The sequence below is a fragment of the Demequina muriae genome (assembly GCF_030418295.1).
Taxonomy (GTDB): domain Bacteria; phylum Actinomycetota; class Actinomycetes; order Actinomycetales; family Demequinaceae; genus Demequina; species Demequina muriae.
Genome location: NZ_JAUHQA010000001.1, coordinates 2,718,335 through 2,734,567 on the forward strand (window position 1 = coordinate 2,718,335; position 16,233 = coordinate 2,734,567).

A 16,233-nucleotide genomic window follows, 5' to 3' on the forward strand; every position below is an offset into this window, starting at 1 on the left:
AGCGCCACCGTACCCGATACCGCGAGTATCTGCTACTGTCGGTATCGGCTAGTTTCTCTCAACGATGGAGGACGCATGACCCACAACGCCGTGGTCGTCGGAGGCAATCGGACGCCTTTCGCGAAGGCGGGCGGACCACTCGCCCAAGCCTCGAACCATGATCTTCTCACCGCAGCGCTCGACGGACTCGTCGCGCGCTACGGACTCTCGGGAGCCCGCATCGGCGAAGTCGCCGCAGGTGCCGTGCTCAAGCACCCCAAGGACTTCAACCTCACCCGCGAGGCGGTGCTGAGCTCTGCTCTCGATCCGTCCACTCCCGCGTGCGACCTGCAGCAGGCGTGCGGCACCGGCCTCGAGGCGACCATCTACATCGCGAACAAGATCGCGCTGGGTCAGATCGACTCCGGCATCTCCGGAGGCACCGACTCGACCTCCGACGCGCCCATCACCGTCTCCGATCCTTTGCGCCGCGCGCTCCTCGCCGCGAATGCGGCCAAGACGGCTCCGCAGCGCCTCAAGGCGCTGTCCCGGATCCGCCCGGCCCACCTCAAGCCGCAGGCCCCCAGCGTCACGGAGCCGCGCACGGGACTGTCGATGGGAGAGCATCAGGCCCTCACCGCGGAGCGATGGGGCATCTCGCGCGAGGACCAGGACGAGATCGCCGCGGCCTCGCATCACAAGCTCGCCGCCGCATGGGAGGACGGGTTCTTCGACGACCTCGTCACTCCGTACTTGGGGCTGGCGCGCGACGCCATCCTCCGCGCCGACACGTCGGTGGACAAGCTCGCGAAGCTCCGGCCGGTGTTCGGCGGGCCGGGCGGCACCATGACCGCAGGCAACTCCACCGCTCTCTCCGACGGCGCCGCGACGGCACTGCTGGCGAACGAGGACTGGGCGCGTGAGCACCACCTGCCTGTGCTCGCGAAGGTCGTGGACGCCGAGGTCGCCGCCGTGGACCACCCGGGCGGAGACGACCTCCTGCTCGGCCCCGTCGCCGCGGCCGGACGCATGCTGTCACGCCGCGGCCTCACGCTCGACGATTTCGCACTCATCGAGATTCACGAGGCCTTCGCGTCGACGGTGCTCACCACTCTCGAGGCCTGGAAGTCCGAGGAGTACTGCCGCTCCCTTGGTCTCGACGGAGCGCTCGGCACCATCGACCGCTCCATTCTGAACGTCACCGGCTCGTCCCTCGCGGCGGGCCACCCATTCGCCGCCACCGGTGCGCGCATCGTCCCCACGCTCGCCAAGCTGCTGCACCAGCGGGGACCGGGCTCCAAGGGACTGATCTCGATGTGTGCCGCCGGTGGTCAAGGCGTCGTCGCGATTCTGGAGGCCGTGTGATGGGCGTGATCGAGAAAGCTTTCTACTCCCCTGCCGGCAAGGCGCTGTCCGCGAAGGCCGGCCTCAAGGAGCCCCCGCGCCTGCGTCGTGGCCGCACCTGGCCGCAGGGCGCGCTCGTGCTCGCCACCCTGGGCGGCGGCACCATCGCGGCCGATGCGCTCAGCCTCCTGGGCCGCGCCACCGAGGCGCCCGTCGTCGACGACCAGCCCGACACCCCCGCGGGGTACGGCTCACGGATCGGCGCGCTCGTCGTCGACGCCACCGAGCTGACCACTGTCGCGGCGCTGGAGGACCTCCGGGCCGTGCTGCGGCCCGCCGTCCGTGCCATCGAGCCCTCCGGACGCATCGTCATCCTCGCCCGCGCGGAGCAGGACGGATGGGAGGCCAAGGCCGTCACCCGCGCTCTCGATGGCATCAATCGCACCGTGGGCAAGGAGCTGCGCAAGGGCGCGACAGCAACGCTCGTGTACGTCGACGCCGATGCGACAGCGGGCGACCTGGTCTCGACGCTCGGCTTCGTGCTGCAGGGCCGGTCGGCATTCGTCGACGGCCAGGCGTGGCGTGTCAGCGCGGCGGCCCAGCGTCCGCAGGCCATGGAGGACCGCCCACTCGACGGCCGCGTGATCGTGGTGACCGGCGCCGCCCGCGGCATCGGGGCCGCCATCGCTCGTACGCTCGCCCGCGACGGCGCGATCATCGTCGCCGTCGACATCCCGCCCGCAGGCGAGTCGCTCGCGGCCGTCGCCAATGAGGTGGGTGGCACCGCGCTGCAGCTGGACATCACGGCGGCCGATGCAGGCGCGACCATCGCGGCGCACGTCGCCGCCCGTGGCGAGAGCATCTACGGGATCGTTCACAACGCCGGCATCACCCGCGACAAGATGCTGGTGAACACCGATGCGAGCCGGTGGGGTTCGGTGCTGGACGTGAACCTCGCGGCACAGATCCGCATGAACGAGGTGCTGCTCGACCCCGGCACGCCGGGCGGCATCGCGGACGGCGGCCGCATCGTCGGCATCGCGTCCACGTCAGGGCTCGCCGGCAACAAGGGGCAGACCAACTACGCCGCCTCCAAGGCAGGGGTGGCCGGACTGGTCGCTGCGATGGCGCCAGACCTCGCCTCGCGATCGATCACGGCCAACGCCGTGGCACCCGGCTTCATCGAGACGGACATGACGGCGCGCATCCCGTTCGTGCAGCGCGAAGTGTTCCGGCGCAGCAACTCCCTCAGCCAAGGGGGGCAGCCTGAGGACGTCGCCGAGGCGATCGGCTACCTGCTCGACCCCCGCTCGCAGGGCGTGACCGGACAGGTGGTGCGCGTCTGCGGCCAGAACCTGGTGGGGGCGTGATGGCCGATACGGATCTGGCACGCACGGCCGAGCACCTCACTGAGCCGCCCGGAATGGGGGGCGCGTTCACCCGTGCGCTGATCCCCCGCCGCGGCGACACCGCGCGCATCCCGGCGCGCGCGGTGACGATTCACGGGCATCGGCAGGACCTCGCCCGGTTGGCCGACTACTCCAGGGTCTGCGGCTTCACCCTGCGTGACTCGGTGCCCGCGACGTGGATTCACGTGCTCACCTTCCCGCTGCACGTGCACCTGTTGAGCGACGCCGAATCGTCGGTGCGACTGGTGGGCGCGGTGCACGTGTCGAACGACATGACGATGCACCGGACCGTCGGCTCCGATGAGGTGCTGGACCTCACCGTGCATCTCGAGAACCTCCGTCCGCACCGGCGCGGCGCGCTCGTGGACCTCGTAGGACAGGCCCACGTGGACGGGGAGCTGGTCTGGGACGGCGTGAGCACGTACCTGTCGAGCAGCGTCAGCGTCCCCGGCGACCCCGTGGAGCGCGATCGGACGCCGTTCGAGGCCCGCACGCCTCAGGGACTCTGGCGGCTCCCGGCCGACTTGGGCCGTCACTACCGACGCGTGTCGAAGGATCCGAACCCCATCCACACGAACCGTCTCGCGGCGAAGGCATTCGGCTTCCCCCGGCCCATCATCCACGGCATGTGGACCCATGCTCGGGCCCTGGCCGCTCTCGAAGGTCGGCTTCCGGTCTCGTACACGGCTCATGTCGACTTCGTGAAGCCCATCCTGCTTCCCGGCACCGTCGGTTTCACCTCGACCGCCACCGCACACGGGCAGGACCTCGCGGTGACGTCGCGCGACGGCGCCAAGCCGTTCCTGCTGATGTCGGTGACGGACGGCGCGCCGTGAACCTGTGGCTGCGTCTGCTCCGCGTGCGCCTCGCCGCGCACCGTGGAGAGCGCATCGGCCTCTGGGACACCGTCGTGACCAGGTTTCGGGTGGCGCTCACCGACCTCGACACCGTGGGCCACATGAACAACGGCCGCTACCTGACGCTGCTCGACCTCGGTCGCCTGGACCTGATGGTCCAATCCGGCTTCTGGCGCCGATGCCGAGTGCGCGGCTGGTTCCCAGTCGTCGCAGGACAGACCATCACGTATTGGAAGGACTTGACGATCGGCCAGTCCTTCGACGTCCACACGCGCGTGGCGGGTGTCGACGAGCGCTGGGTGTACCTCGAGCAGACTTTCAGGCGCGGTGACGTCGAGCACGCCCGCGCGCTCATCCGAGCCTGCTTCGTCGAGCGCGGTCGGGGTCGCGTGCCCGCCGCCGATCTCGAGGCGGAACTCGGCGGCTTCCCTGACCATCTGGGCGTGCCCGATTGGGTACGCTCCTGGACAACGCATTCGGCGGCGAAGGTCGCCTGAGCTGTCCCCCATCCCCGCGGTCCCCCGACCCATCACCATCAATGGAGATGAATGATGAACGACACCACCCTCCCCAGCCACGACCCGGTCGGCGACGCCGACCGCCCCTGGTTCGCGTTCTACCCCGACAGCGTGTCGCGCACCATCGACCCGCCCGTCGAGCGGTCGCTCGGCGAGATGGCGGCTCACACCGCCCAGCGCTATGGCGATCGCACTGCCTTCTCGAACCTGGGGGGCACGCTCAGCTTCACCGAGGTCGACGAGATCGCGACCCGCATCGCCTCGTACCTGCAGAACGAGCTCGGGCTCCGCAAGGGCGACCGCATCGTGCTGCAGATGCCGAATCTCATGCAGTATCCAGTGGCGCTGTACGGTGCCCTGCGCGCGGGGCTCGTCGTGGTCAACGCGAACCCGCTGTACACGGCCCACGAGCTCGCCGCTGTCGTCAAGGACGCGGAGCCGCGTGCCATCATCGTGCTCGCCAACTTCGCGGACAAGGTGGAGAAGGTGCTGCCTGGCAGCACCATCGAGCACGTGATCGTCACGCAGGCCGGCGACATGCTCCACCAGCCCAAGCGCGCCATCGTGAACCTCGTCGCCAAGCGCGTCAAGAAGATGGTGCCCGAGTACTCGCTTCCGACGGCGATCGACTTCCGCGCACTGTTGACCGGGGACCCCGTCGAGTTCACCGACCCGGGCGTCGAGCACTCCGACGTGGCCTTCCTGCAGTACACCGGTGGAACGACCGGAGGCACCAAGGCCGCGGTGCTCACCCACTGGAATCTGCTCAACAACCAGGAGCAGTTCATCGGCCAGATCCGGGTGGTGCTCGAGGAGGGCAACACCTCCGTCATCGCCGCGCTGCCGCTCTATCACGTGTTCGCGCTCACGGTGAACTGCATCGGGTTCTTCCGGTTCGGCGGGCACAACGTGCTCATCACGAACCCTCGCGACACGGCCGCGTTCATCAAGACGCTCGACGCGGAGAAGCCCGATTGCCTGGTGCTCGTGAGCACGCTCGCCGGCGCGCTGATGGAACGGCCCGAGTTCTCGAAGCTCGACCTGTCCAACGTCAAGGTCTCCGTGGCGGGCGGCATGGCGCTGCGCAGCGCCGTGGGCAAGCGCTGGCGCGAGCTCACCGACTCGGAGATCATCGAGGGCTACGGGCTCACCGAGGCTTCTCCTGTCGTCAGCGTGAACCCCACCCACTTGCCGCCCCGCGTGGGCACCATCGGCGTGCCCCTGCCGTCGACGGATGTCCGCATCCTGGCGGAGGACGGCACTGACGCTCCGCTCGGGGAACCCGGCGAGCTCGCCGTCAAGGGGCCGCAGGTCATGCAGGGCTACTGGCGCCAGCCCGAGGCGTCTGCCGAGGTCCTCACGGACGACGGCTGGCTCCTCACGGGCGACATCGCCACCATGGACGAGGACGGCTACCTGCGCATCGTCGACCGCAAGAAGGAGATCATCCTGGTGTCCGGCTTCAACGTGTACCCGGGAGACCTCGAGGATGCGGCGATGCTGCACCCGAAGGTGCTCGAGGCCGGCGCGATCCCGATCGAGGACGAGCACGCGGGCGAGGTGCCCAAGCTGTTCGTCGTCCGTCGCGATGACTCGCTCACCGAGGCCGAGCTGATGGCCTTCCTCAAGGAGGAGCTCACCGGCTACAAGCGCCCCCGCGAGATCGAGTTCCTCGACGAGCTCCCCAAGACCAACGTGGGCAAGGTCCTGCGCCGCGGGCTCCGCGAGATCGAGGCCGCGAAGGCGAAGTAGCGCACGCACTCGCTGCCGACGATCGCCCCCTAGCATCGAGGCATGGACGCCCTCGCAGACCGCCTGACGCGCGGCCCGCGAGGGCGTCGCCTTCTGCTCGAACTGCTCACGTCCGGGGACGAGCGCGCCCGTGAGGCGGCCTTCTTCGCCTCGCGCGGCCTCTCCGACAGCGCAGCCTCCTTCGGGTGGGCTGCAGAGGGAACCACGGACTGGGAACCTCCGAAGGTGACAGCCTCACAGGCGGCCGACGCGCTCGCCGGGGTCGAGCCTGCGTCACCGGACGGCGCCGCACTGCTTCGCGCGCTGCGCGAGACGGTCGATGACGCGAGGTACTGGCAGCCCCCTGGCGGCGAGGAGGTGCTCGCCTCCCAGCCGGAGCTCGACGACGTGCTGGCGGGGATGGCGCGGGTCGTCGCGGTCTCCCCCGCTGCCGCGTGGCTCGATGCTCCCCTGAGTGGCAGCGACCAGCACCGGGTGCGGTGGCCCACGACGGAGCGTGAGCATGGCGTGCCCGGCTCGTGGGAGGCGTCGATGCCCGCGGCACAGCTGCTCGGCGAGTGGAGCACGGCGGTGCGTGAAGAGGAATCGACGGCGCTGTGGGAGCGCCCCGCGGACCCGAGCGCTGCGTGGAGCGGGACGTGGTGGTCGGTACCGCCGCTGGCACTCGTCACCACGACGCGGAGCCTTCGCGATGCCGGGCCGGCGGGCCTGCACCTGGTGGAGGACTCGTTCGGCGAGGATCGGGCGGTGACCCTGCGCGTCACGGTCCCACAAGGCGCCGACGTGCTCGAGATTGCATGCGCGGAGGACTGGGCGGCGCTATGCCGGCGCCACTCGATTGACGTGACGGCGTCGAGGCGGCACGACTGGTTCAGCTGCACGGGGCGTGCAGGAGACTGGGTGATCCCCGACTGGGAAGGGGTGTCGACGGAGCACGACGCCGTTCACCTCACCGCCGCCGCCTATCTGGAAGCCTCCCGTGTCGCCATTCGGGTGGACGATGGCCGCGCGAGCGTGATCGCCGGGTGGAACCCGGACGCGACCGTGTGGCTGCGCGATGTCACCATTCCGGCGTCGCCGGAGGTCGCATGGATGTGGCCCGACGGCGGTGAGTGGTGTCGGGCCTGAGCCGCACCTCCGGCCGGCGAGCCTTCTCGCTACCGTGCCAGCGCACTCACCGCTCGGCCCAGTGAAGCGTCGCGCATCGCGCCCGTGGCGGTCATGACCGCATCGGCGCCCGCGTGGCGGTAGGTCTCGTAGTCGTCAGCGGTCAGCACTCCGCCCACCCCGAGGATCGTGTAGGCCTCGTCGCTGGCTTCGCGGTGGCGAGCGAGCCGACGCACCATGTCGAGCCCCGCCCACCGTATCGAGGCGCCGCAGACGCCCGCAGTCTCGCGCCCGGGTCCGGGCAGTGCCTGCCGCCCGGCCGCGTCCACGAGCAGCGCCGGCAACGTGTTGACGGCGGCGATCCCGTCCGCGACCGGCGCCACCGCACGGACCAGGCTCGCCAGCGCATCGTCGTCGCGGAAGTAGGCGATCTTGAGCACCAGCGGCACGTCGCCGATCCGCTCCTTGGCGGCGCGCGCCACCCGTGCGACCAGCGGAGTGTCGAAGCACAGCAAGGCTCCGGTGCCCTCGTTGGGGCAGCTGAGGTTGAGCTCCACGGCACCGGCTCCGGTCTCCGCGACCAGCTGCGCGGTGCGCGCGTAGTCCGCGATGAGAGCGGTGTCGTCACCATCGCGCGTGCCCTGGCACGAGCCCACCAGCACCTGCCCGTTGGCCGCTGAGGCGGCCGCGGCAGCCATGTCGGGCTGCCACTGATCGGGGTCGGGCGACGGGACGCCATACGAGTTGGAGATGCTGTGCGCGGTGTCGAGGTCGCCGTCGACCAGGAGTGTCACGCCCGGCTCTGCGCACAGGTCGCCGTCGACCCGTACCGCGAGAGTGTTGGGGAAGGGATGAGCCGGCATCGCGCGCGAGCGGACGGTCTTGTAGACGTTCACGTCGAAGCCATGGCTGAAGGCGGCGGCGCAGTGCCGCGCGGTCGGGAGCGGCCCGGCAGCGATGCCGAACGGACGGCGCACGGTGTGCCCCAGGAACCTCTCGGCTGGTGTGGTGGGGGCATCCCGCTCGGGGGGGTGTCCGTCGAACGGCCCGAACGGGCCGTTCCTCACATTGTCGTCGTACGTCCGCCGGGGATCGAACCACCAGTCCATGCCAGCGACGCTAGACCCGCTCCTTGCCGCTCCCCCGTGACCTCTGGCCCGGGCCGCGAGCGCGCGCATCGGCTGCCGGGACTCTCCGGACACGCGGCTCGGACCAACTGAGCAGCGCTGCTTTCCGCACGCAGGCGCACTGCCTTCCTGGCTCGGTTCATCCGGCTGTGGTGTCCGCGCCCACCCACGGGATGGCCCGCCCTGCCGCCACCGAGGCCCGCGCATCGAGGACGCGCTGGTTCGTGGAGCCACGGAACGCAAGCGACAGGTCTCGTCGGGCGTGGTCGTACGGACCGTCCACGAGCACGTCGACGTGACCGAGGAGCTCCCGCTTGTCGGTGCTGTCGTCAAGAATCTGCTCGAGCGTGTACCCCGACCAGGCCCACACGTCCTTGGCCGGGAGCTCGGCGCGCATGCGCCGCACCACCGCGAGGCACACCGTGGTGTTGAGGAACGGCTCGCCCCCCAGCAATGACAGGCCCTGCACCGCGGGGTGCGCGAGGTCGGCGAGGATCCGATCCTCGAGGGCGCGCGAGTACGGCTCTCCGCGCCTGAAGCTCCAGGCCGCCTCGTTGAAGCACCCGTCGCACTTGAACAGGCATCCGGCCACATAGAGACTGCAGCGCACGCCCTCGCCGTCCACGAACTGGAACGCCTTGTAGTCCGCGACGTAGTCGTGGCTCACCTTGCTGGCGACCCACGTGCGCGGCACCGGGGTGCGGTGCGTCGGCGCCTCGGTAGCCACGCCGGTCAGCGCTCCGGTTCCGTCATCCGGTCGACGAGCGCGGGTGCGACCCGGGTGTCCCCCGGCAGGTGCTTGACACGCGCCGCGATCTCCTCGTGCCTGCCGTGCACCATCGGGCGCTGCTGCGGATTGCCCAGGTAGCCGCAGGTGCGCTTGACGACGTCGCACGAACGAGGATCGTCGTTGCCGCAGGCCGGGCACTCGAAGCCCGTCGCAGTGGGCTCGAAGTCGCCGGCGTAGCCGCACTCGTAGCAGCGGTCGATGGGGGTGTTCGTGCCCAGGTAGCCGATGCGGTCGTAGGCATAGTCCCACACCGCCTCCAGCGCACGCGGGTTCTGTTGGAGCACGGGGTACTCGCAGTAGTGAATGAACCCGCCGGCTGTCAGCGGCGCGTACTCGGCCTCGAAGTCGAGCTTCTGGAACGGGGTGGGGTTCTTCCGCACGTCGTAGTGGAAGGAGTTCGTGTAGTAGTCCTTGTCGGTGATGTCGCGCACCGATCCGAACCGTTCCTTGTCGAGCCGGCAGAACCGGTCCGTGAGGCTCTCGGACGGCGTCGAGTAGACGCTGACGTGGTACCCGGACTCCGCCTTCCACGCCGCAGCGCGTTCGCCCAGCCGCCGCAGGACAGCAAGGGTCAGCGCCTTCGCCCGGGGGTTCGACTCCCACTGCCCGCCGTAGAACGCCGTCGCCACCTCGTACAGCCCGATGTACCCCAGGGAGACCGTGGCGCGACCGTCGCGGAAGAGCGAGTCCACCTCGTCATCCGGCCCGAGCCGGGTCCCGAACGCCCCATGGACGTAGAGGATCGGAGCGTTGCCTGGCACCGCCTCCTTGCACCGTGCGATGCGGTACATCAGCGCGTCGCCGACCGTCTCCAGACGCTCGTCGAGCAGCCGCCAGAACTTGTCCTGGTCGCGATCCGCTTCGAGCGCGATGCGCGGCAGGTTGAGGGTGACGACCCCGAGGTTCATGCGGCCGTCGACGCTGTCGTTGCCGTCCTCGTCGGTCCAGCCCTGCAGGAACGACCGGCACCCCATCGGCGCCTTGAACGATCCGGTGAGTTCGACGATCTTGTCGTAGCTGAGCATGTCCGGGTACATCCGCTTGGTCGCACACTCGACGGCCAGCTGCTTGATGTCGTAGTTGCGGTCGCCCTCGACCAGGTTCAGTCCCCGCTTCACCGTGAACAGCAGCTTGGGGAAGATCGCCGTGCGCTGCTCGCGCCCGAGGCCGCGGATGCGGATCTGCAGGATCGCCCGCTGGATCTCGCGCTCGTACCAATTGGTGCCGAGCCCGAACCCGACGGATGTGAAGGGCGTCTGGCCGTTCGACGTGAAGAGTGTGTTGATCTCGTACTCGAGGCTCTGCATCGCGTCGTAGATGTCCTTGCGCGTCTTCTCCTGCGCGTACTCGGCGCGCGCCTCCGGGTCGACGATCCAGCGCTCCGCGTCTGCCTCGTGCTTCGCACGGTTCAGGGCGGCATAGGGAGCGAGCAGCTCGTCGATGCGGTTGACGGTGCACCCGCCGTACTGGCTCGAGGACACGTTGGCGATGATCTGGGAGATCTGCGCAGTCGCCGTCTGGATCGAGCGGGGCGGGTCCACCTGAGCGTTGCCGATGCGGAATCCGGCGGAGAGCATCGTCGTGAAGTCGATGAGGCAGCAGTTGGTCATCGGCGAATAGGGGTGGTAATCGAGGTCGTGGTAGTGCAGATCGCCCTTCTGGTGGGCATTCGCGACGTGAGGGGGCAGCATGCGCAATCCCACGGCCTTGCCCACCATCCCCGCCGTGAGGTCGCGCTGCGTGTTGTAGACGTCGGCGTCCTTGTTGGCGTTCTCGTGCACCACCGAGGACTCCTTGCCGAGCAGCCGGTGGATCGAGTGGTTGAGGTCCGTCGACTCGGACCTCGCCAGATCGCGGTCGACACGGTAGTCGATGTACGCGCGCGCCACCGCGCGCTCGCCCGCGTCGAGCAGCTCGTGCTCGACGACAGCCTGGATCTCGTAGATCATCACGGTGGACTCGTGCCTGCGTGCAAGCTCCTCCACGATGCGGGTCACCAGCACATCGATGGTGCGCTCGTGGCCGGGGGTGATGACTCCGTGGACTGCCGCGAATGCCTTCGTGAGCGCGATGCCGATGCGACTGTCATCGAACGCCAGGGTGCGTCCGTCGCGCTTGACGACCTCGAGGGTGGGCGTGGCCGTACCAGCGGTCTCCCGAGCGGTCGTGCCGTGGTCGTTCTCGATGATGCTCATATGGCCCTCCGTGGTCCGTCTGCGCCCTTGCACCACAACATCTAGTGGTCTGTTCCGTGTGAATACACTAGATCTCGTGTTCGCGACGAACTAGGCCCAAGGTCCCATGCGCGCCAGGGGGACGCCGTCACCCTCGTACGGCGCCTACGCTGGAGAGGTGACGACCGTGCTGCTCACCGCCTTCGAACCGTTCGCCTCCGCGGATCGCAATCCCTCGTGGGAGGCCGCGCGCACCGTGGCAGAGGAGTGGGCCGGCGACGCCACGGTGGTGGCCGTATGCCTGCCGGTCGAGTTCGAGGGCGCCACCGTCGCGATCACCCGCGCGCTCGACACGCACCGGCCGGACGTCGTGCTCGCCTTGGGGGTCGCCGAGGGCCGCACCGCGATCACCCCGGAGCGCATCGCGATCAACGTCGACGACGCGCGCATCGCCGACAACGGCGGCGCACGCCCTGTCGACATTCCCGTGGTGGAGGGTGCACCGGATGGATTGTTCTCGACGCTGCCGGTGAAGGCGATCGTGCAGGCGATCCGGGACGCGGGCATCGCCGCCGAGCTCTCCGCAAGCGCGGGCACCTACGTGTGCAATCACGTCTTCTTCACGCTGCAGCACGCGCTGCGAGACGCGAGTGCGCGGTCGGGCTTCATCCACGTCCCGGCAAGCCCCGAGATGCGCCAAGCGGACGTCGGCCCCACCATGGAGCAGACGGCGATCACGGCCGGGGTGCGCATCGCCGTCGAGACGGCGCTGACGCACGCCACCGACGTCGTCGTCTCCGAAGGGACGGTGCATTGACCGCGGCGGCCGACTCCCCTGTGGCGTCTCCGGTCGTGGTGATCGGCGCGGGACAGGCGGGGCTGTCCGTGGCGTACCACCTGCGCCGGAGGGGGCTCGTGACAGGCACGGACGTGACAGTGCTGGACCGGGGCCCGTCCACCGGCGGCGCGTGGCAGCATCGCTGGGAGGCGCTGCGGCTCGGGGACGCCCACCGGGTCCACGACCTGCCCGGCATGGACGAGGTGGGGATCAGCTTCGCGACGGCGCCGCGTGATCGTCCCGCGCGGGACGTCGTCGCCGAGTACTACCGCAGGTATGAGCGTCACTTCGAGATCGCCGTGCGCCGCCCGGTCGATGTCGACGCAGTGACGCGTCAGCACGATGGCCGGTTCCTCGTCGAGTCCCGCGACCTCGGGAAGCCCCTGGCGGCCTCGGCGGTGGTGGGCGCCGTCGGAACCTGGGGCGCGCCCCGCCGGCCCGAGATCCCCGGCACAGAGGTCTTCCGCGGCCTGCAGGTCACGACCGCCGACTACCGGTCCGCCGCCGACTTCGCGGGCCTCCGAGTCGCCGTGGTGGGCGGCGGCACCTCCGCGATCGGGTTCGTACGCGAGGTGGCCGATGCGGGCGCGACACCCCTGTGGTACACCCGCGGCCCGGTGCGGTTCCTCGAATCCGCCGCGACGCTGGGTGAGGACCTGGGCCGAGAGTCCGTGCGGCTCCAGGACGAGGCGGCGCGTGCGGGAGCGGAACTGCCGAGCATCGTGTCGACGACGGGAATCCCGCTCACCCCGCGAATGCGCAGGCTCCGCGATCGAGGACTGCTCGAGCGACGGCCCATGTTCGTGCGCCTGGTCACCGACGGCGTCGTCGAGCAGGACGGGCGCACCACGACGGTCGACGCGATCATCTGGGCGATGGGCTTCCGCGCAGACCTCGCGCCGTTCGCGGGAGTCGGCGTCGACGCCCGCAGCGGCGTCGAAGTCGACCGGGGCTACGCCGTGCGCGTGCCCGGGCTGTTCCTCGCGGGCTACGGACCCCAGGCCTCAACGGTCAGCGCGAACCGAGGGGCGCGACGCATCGCGCGTGACGTGGAGGCCTACCTGAGCGACGGGCGGTGGCCGCCCACTCAGCCGCGCCGCGTCGGGGCGTCGGACTCGATCACCCGCGGCTGATCGGTCGCCCGGCGCCGCATGCCGAATCCGGGGTCCTGCCCGAACTCGGGAGTGTAGGCGACCGCGCGATCGCGGCCATCGGCCTTCGCACGATAGAGCGCGATATCGGCGCGTTCGAAGATCTCGGCGGCCGAGTCGCCGTCGGCCAGCCCGGCGATGCCGTAGCTCACCGTGGGCAGATCGAAGTCGTGCGCGTCGGATCGCGCGGCGAAGGCGCTGCTCATGGCCTCGAGCCGCGCCACTGCGCCAGCGGAGTCGACGTCCAGCAGCACGAGGCCGAACTCCTCGCCGCCCAGCCTGCCTGCAAGCTCACCGGGCTCCAGGGAATCCTTCACGGTCGCGGCGAACGTCAGCAGCGCGCGGTCTCCCGCCGCGTGCCCATGGGCGTCGTTGACGGCCTTGAAATGATCGAGATCTGCCATCACCAACAGCGCGAGAACCCCGGTCGTCCTCGCATCATCGAAGGCGCGCTCGGCTTGCAGACGGAACTCTGTGCGTCCCAGCAGCCCCGTGAGATCGTCCTGCATCGCGCGCGTGCGCAGCTCCTGCGTCTGCTGGTCCCATCCCACCGCAGACACACTGAACGTCACGGCCACGAGGCTGATCAGCAGCATTCCCGTGGTGGGGCCGGTGCCGACGATCGTCTCGAAGGTGGGGCTGTCCGGACCGACCACGAAGTACAGCACGCTGCGGAGCAGGTAGAACGCCCCCAGCGCACTCGACGCGATGGCGCTCACCAGCAGCGCGACGACGGCCTCGCCATTCGGCTCGTAATCCGTGCGCGATCGGCGTGCGTGCCACGCGAGCCACACCTCGAGGGAACCGGCGGCGAACATCGCGCCCATGTAGGTGAACAGCGCCCCGTTGCCGGCCCAGATGTTGTCTCCAGGGTTCTGGAGCAGCGAAGGGATGAGGATCAGCGCAGGACTGACCGCCAGGACCCACAACGGCAGGCGCCTGCGGCGGAGCGAGCGCGTCGCGAACCACACGCATGTGACGCCGACGACGGACAGGACGGTGGAGACAGGGTTCGCCACCACCTGCAGGGCGCTGTCGTTCAGCAGCAGCAGCGTCGTCGAGGAGCCTGCGCACAGCAGCGAGACGCTCCACCACCCGGAGAAGCTTGACCGCGTGGGCCGGTAGACGCCCAGGTAGAACAGCACGAGAACCGTCAGCGACACTCCGCCCAAGGCGATTCGCATGGTCTCATTGTCAAGCATCATTCCAACTTACCCGCAGGAGTATCGGAACCCCGCACCCCCGTGACACATCCCACCCTGCGGGGATGCCCGCCGCGCCGTATCGTGACGGCATGGCCGACAACGCGACACAGCCCACCGACCAGGACGTCGAGGAGTTCCTCGCGAGCGTCGAGCCCGCACGGCGACGAGAGGATGGCTTCCGGCTGCTGGCGCTCATGGCGGAGGTGACGGGCGAGGCACCCACGATGTGGGGGCCGAGCATCGTCGGCTTCGGCCAACGCCATTACACCTACGCCAGCGGACGAGAAGGCGACTGGATGCGGGTGGGCTACTCGCCACGCAAGACCCAGCTGTCGCTGTACGGTCTCAAGGACCATCCCTTGGCCGACGACGTGCTGGAGCGACTCGGACCGCATTCCACGGGCGCGGGATGCGTGTACATCAAGCAGCTGGACGCCGTGAACGAAGGCGTGCTCCGCGAGCTCATCGACCTGGCCTACCGCAGCGCCGACGACGCGTCGTGAGACGCGAGCGTCAGCGACGCTTGCGCTTCTCGCGCACGCGCACCGAGATCTGAATCGGCGAGCCTTCGAACCCGAACTTCTCGCGCAGGCGCCTTTCGATGAACCGCCGGTACGTGGGCTCGAGGAAGCCCGACGCGAAGATGACGAACCGTGGCGGGCGGTTCGATGCCTGGGTGGCGAAGAGGATCTTGGGCTGCTTGCCTGAACGCACCGGGTGCGGGTGCTCTGCCACGAGCTCTCCGAGGAAGGAGTTGAGCTTGCCCGTCGAGATGCGCTGGTCCCAGCTGCCGAGTGCGAGGTCGATCGCCGGCACCAGGCGGTTGGTGTGCCAGGAGGTGAGCGCGGACAGGTTGACCCGCGGCGCCCATGTCAGCTGAACCAGGTCCTGCTCGATGGAGCGCTCGAGCAGGAAGCGCTCGTCCTCGCCCACCAGGTCCCACTTGTTGAATACCAGCACGATCGCGCGGCCCGAGTCCAGCACCTGCGAGATGACTCGGGAGTCCTGATCGGTGAGCGGCACGGAGGCGTCGAGCAGGACGAGCACCACCTCGGCACGCTCGATGGCCGTGGCGGTCCGCAGCGACGCGTAGAAGTCTGCGCCCTTGGACATGTGGACGCGGCGGCGGATGCCCGCGGTATCGACCAGGGTCCACGAACGACCTGCGATCTCGACGCGCTCGTCCACCGGATCGCGGGTGGTGCCCGCCTCCTCGTTCACGACGACGCGGTTCTCGCCGGCCAGCTGGTTCAGCAGCGAGCTCTTGCCCACGTTCGGGCGTCCCACCAAAGCGATGCGGCGCGGGGCATCGGGGTCGACCTCCACCTGCGGCATCTCCGTGGGGAGCACCGCGATGGCGGCGTCGAGCAGGTCGCCGGTGCCACGGCCGTGCAGAGCGCTGACCGGGTACGGCTCCCCCAAGCCGAGGCTCCAGAGCGACGCCGCCTCGAGCTCGCCCTGCGGACCGTCGACCTTGTTGGCCGCGAGCACCACGGGCTTGCCAGAACGGCGAAGCAGCCGCACCACCTTCTCGTCGGACGCGGTGGGACCAACCTTGGAGTCCACGACGAACATCACGGCATCGGCCATCTCGACCGCGACCTCGGCCTGCTGGGCCACGGAGAGGTCGAGGCCGGTCACCTTGGCCTCCCAGCCACCGGTGTCCATCAGCATGAAGTCCGTGCCCGACCACTCAGCGGGATAGAGCACGCGGTCGCGGGTGACGCCCGGCTTGTCCTCGACCACGGCGAGCCGCTTGCCGAGGATGCGGTTGACGAGAGTCGACTTGCCCACATTCGGACGGCCGATGACGGCGAGGATCGGCAGCGCGCGCTCGGTGACCGGCTCGACGTCGCCTTCCAGCGCCGCCAGGTCCTCGGGGCTCAGCTCGTAGTCGTCGAGGCCGGCGCGCAGCGCCGCCTCGCGAACCTCGTCGAGGCTCTCCTCAGGGTCGGACGCCACGGGCATCGGCGGCGGGACGT

General features: G+C 69.5%; 14 protein-coding genes. 9 read left to right on the top strand and 5 right to left on the bottom strand.

All coding sequences use genetic code 11. The features are described 5' to 3' along the window. The first annotated feature begins 75 nt into the window (after positions 1 to 75). The 6 genes from QQX02_RS12810 to QQX02_RS12835 are packed head-to-tail and all read left to right on the top strand — an operon-like array spanning position 76 to position 6,987. Positions 76 to 1,344 carry an acetyl-CoA C-acetyltransferase gene (locus tag QQX02_RS12810; RefSeq protein ID WP_301143551.1) on the top strand — a complete coding sequence of 423 codons (1,269 nt, stop codon included), beginning with the start codon at positions 76 to 78 and terminating at the stop codon, positions 1,342 to 1,344. Beyond that, positions 1,344 to 2,693, top strand: a complete 1,350-nt coding sequence (locus tag QQX02_RS12815) for a 3-oxoacyl-ACP reductase (RefSeq protein ID WP_436968516.1) — start codon at positions 1,344 to 1,346, stop codon at positions 2,691 to 2,693. The genes QQX02_RS12810 and QQX02_RS12815 overlap by 1 nt, the downstream gene beginning before the upstream one ends. Then, positions 2,693 to 3,568, top strand: coding sequence for a MaoC/PaaZ C-terminal domain-containing protein (locus tag QQX02_RS12820; protein ID WP_301143553.1), 876 nt, complete (start codon positions 2,693 to 2,695; stop codon positions 3,566 to 3,568). The genes QQX02_RS12815 and QQX02_RS12820 overlap by 1 nt, the downstream gene beginning before the upstream one ends. Continuing rightward, on the top strand, positions 3,565 to 4,086 hold the full coding sequence (locus QQX02_RS12825) for an acyl-CoA thioesterase (protein WP_301143555.1): 522 nt from the start codon (positions 3,565 to 3,567) through the stop codon (positions 4,084 to 4,086). Before QQX02_RS12820 ends, QQX02_RS12825 begins: the two co-directional genes overlap by 4 nt. Before the next feature lie 54 nt (positions 4,087 to 4,140). Then, positions 4,141 to 5,859, top strand: a complete 1,719-nt coding sequence (locus QQX02_RS12830) for an AMP-binding protein (protein ID WP_301143557.1) — start codon at positions 4,141 to 4,143, stop codon at positions 5,857 to 5,859. 42 nt (positions 5,860 to 5,901) lie between these two features. Next, a complete protein-coding gene (locus tag QQX02_RS12835; protein ID WP_301143559.1) occupies positions 5,902 to 6,987 on the top strand; it encodes a hypothetical protein in 1,086 nt (361 codons plus the stop codon). Positions 6,988 to 7,016: 29 nt separating this feature from the next. Here the strand turns inward: QQX02_RS12835 and QQX02_RS12840 are convergent, their stop codons facing one another. The 3 genes from QQX02_RS12840 to nrdD all read right to left on the bottom strand — a co-directional run bounded on the left by QQX02_RS12840 (position 7,017) and on the right by nrdD (position 11,078). Beyond that, complete coding sequence (locus QQX02_RS12840) at positions 7,017 to 8,075, bottom strand: beta/alpha barrel domain-containing protein (protein ID WP_301143560.1); 1,059 nt, start codon at positions 8,073 to 8,075, stop codon at positions 7,017 to 7,019. A gap of 157 nt (positions 8,076 to 8,232) precedes the next feature. Beyond that, positions 8,233 to 8,820 carry an anaerobic ribonucleoside-triphosphate reductase activating protein gene (nrdG, locus tag QQX02_RS12845; protein ID WP_301143561.1) on the bottom strand — a complete coding sequence of 196 codons (588 nt, stop codon included), beginning with the start codon at positions 8,818 to 8,820 and terminating at the stop codon, positions 8,233 to 8,235. Positions 8,821 to 8,825: 5 nt separating this feature from the next. Further along, entirely contained in the window at positions 8,826 to 11,078 is a 2,253-nt protein-coding gene (nrdD, locus tag QQX02_RS12850) for an anaerobic ribonucleoside-triphosphate reductase (protein ID WP_301143562.1), read from the bottom strand. A gap of 157 nt (positions 11,079 to 11,235) precedes the next feature. Here nrdD and pcp point away from each other — a divergent pair, with 157 nt between their 5' ends. Together pcp and QQX02_RS12860 are read left to right on the top strand one after the other, a co-directional pair. Further along, positions 11,236 to 11,874 (top strand): pyroglutamyl-peptidase I, encoded by a 639-nt coding sequence (gene pcp / locus QQX02_RS12855; protein WP_301143563.1) that lies wholly within the window; start codon positions 11,236 to 11,238, stop codon positions 11,872 to 11,874. Next, a complete protein-coding gene (locus QQX02_RS12860; protein WP_301143565.1) occupies positions 11,871 to 13,028 on the top strand; it encodes an FAD-dependent oxidoreductase in 1,158 nt (385 codons plus the stop codon). Before pcp ends, QQX02_RS12860 begins: the two co-directional genes overlap by 4 nt. On the opposite strand, the gene QQX02_RS12865 is transcribed toward QQX02_RS12860, so the two are convergent. Further along, positions 12,983 to 14,230 (bottom strand): GGDEF domain-containing protein, encoded by a 1,248-nt coding sequence (locus QQX02_RS12865; RefSeq protein WP_301143566.1) that lies wholly within the window; start codon positions 14,228 to 14,230, stop codon positions 12,983 to 12,985. The genes QQX02_RS12860 and QQX02_RS12865 overlap by 46 nt on opposite strands. 110 nt (positions 14,231 to 14,340) lie before the next feature. On the opposite strand from QQX02_RS12865, the gene QQX02_RS12870 reads away from it, so the two are divergent. Next, positions 14,341 to 14,754 (top strand): DUF1801 domain-containing protein, encoded by a 414-nt coding sequence (locus tag QQX02_RS12870; RefSeq protein WP_301143567.1) that lies wholly within the window; start codon positions 14,341 to 14,343, stop codon positions 14,752 to 14,754. A 10-nt stretch (positions 14,755 to 14,764) separates the two neighbouring features. On the opposite strand, the gene der is transcribed toward QQX02_RS12870, so the two are convergent. Continuing rightward, positions 14,765 to 16,219, bottom strand: coding sequence for a ribosome biogenesis GTPase Der (gene der, locus QQX02_RS12875; RefSeq protein ID WP_301143760.1), 1,455 nt, complete (start codon positions 16,217 to 16,219; stop codon positions 14,765 to 14,767). Between the last annotated feature and the right edge of the window lie 14 nt (positions 16,220 to 16,233).

Excerpts from the sequence above, each read along its gene's own strand:
- QQX02_RS12865 (WP_301143566.1), bottom strand. The coding sequence starts at position 14,230 with ATGCGAATCGCCTTGGGCGGAGTGTCGCTGACGGTTCTCGTGCTGTTC.
- QQX02_RS12810 (WP_301143551.1), top strand. The coding sequence starts at position 76 with ATGACCCACAACGCCGTGGTCGTCGGAGGCAATCGGACGCCTTTCGCG.
- QQX02_RS12830 (WP_301143557.1), top strand. The coding sequence starts at position 4,141 with ATGAACGACACCACCCTCCCCAGCCACGACCCGGTCGGCGACGCCGAC.
- der (WP_301143760.1), bottom strand. The coding sequence starts at position 16,219 with ATGCCCGTGGCGTCCGACCCTGAGGAGAGCCTCGACGAGGTTCGCGAG.
- QQX02_RS12835 (WP_301143559.1), top strand. The coding sequence starts at position 5,902 with ATGGACGCCCTCGCAGACCGCCTGACGCGCGGCCCGCGAGGGCGTCGC.
- QQX02_RS12820 (WP_301143553.1), top strand. The coding sequence starts at position 2,693 with ATGGCCGATACGGATCTGGCACGCACGGCCGAGCACCTCACTGAGCCG.
- nrdD (WP_301143562.1), bottom strand. The coding sequence starts at position 11,078 with ATGAGCATCATCGAGAACGACCACGGCACGACCGCTCGGGAGACCGCT.
- QQX02_RS12840 (WP_301143560.1), bottom strand. The coding sequence starts at position 8,075 with ATGGACTGGTGGTTCGATCCCCGGCGGACGTACGACGACAATGTGAGG.
- QQX02_RS12815 (WP_436968516.1), top strand. The coding sequence starts at position 1,344 with ATGGGCGTGATCGAGAAAGCTTTCTACTCCCCTGCCGGCAAGGCGCTG.
- QQX02_RS12870 (WP_301143567.1), top strand. The coding sequence starts at position 14,341 with ATGGCCGACAACGCGACACAGCCCACCGACCAGGACGTCGAGGAGTTC.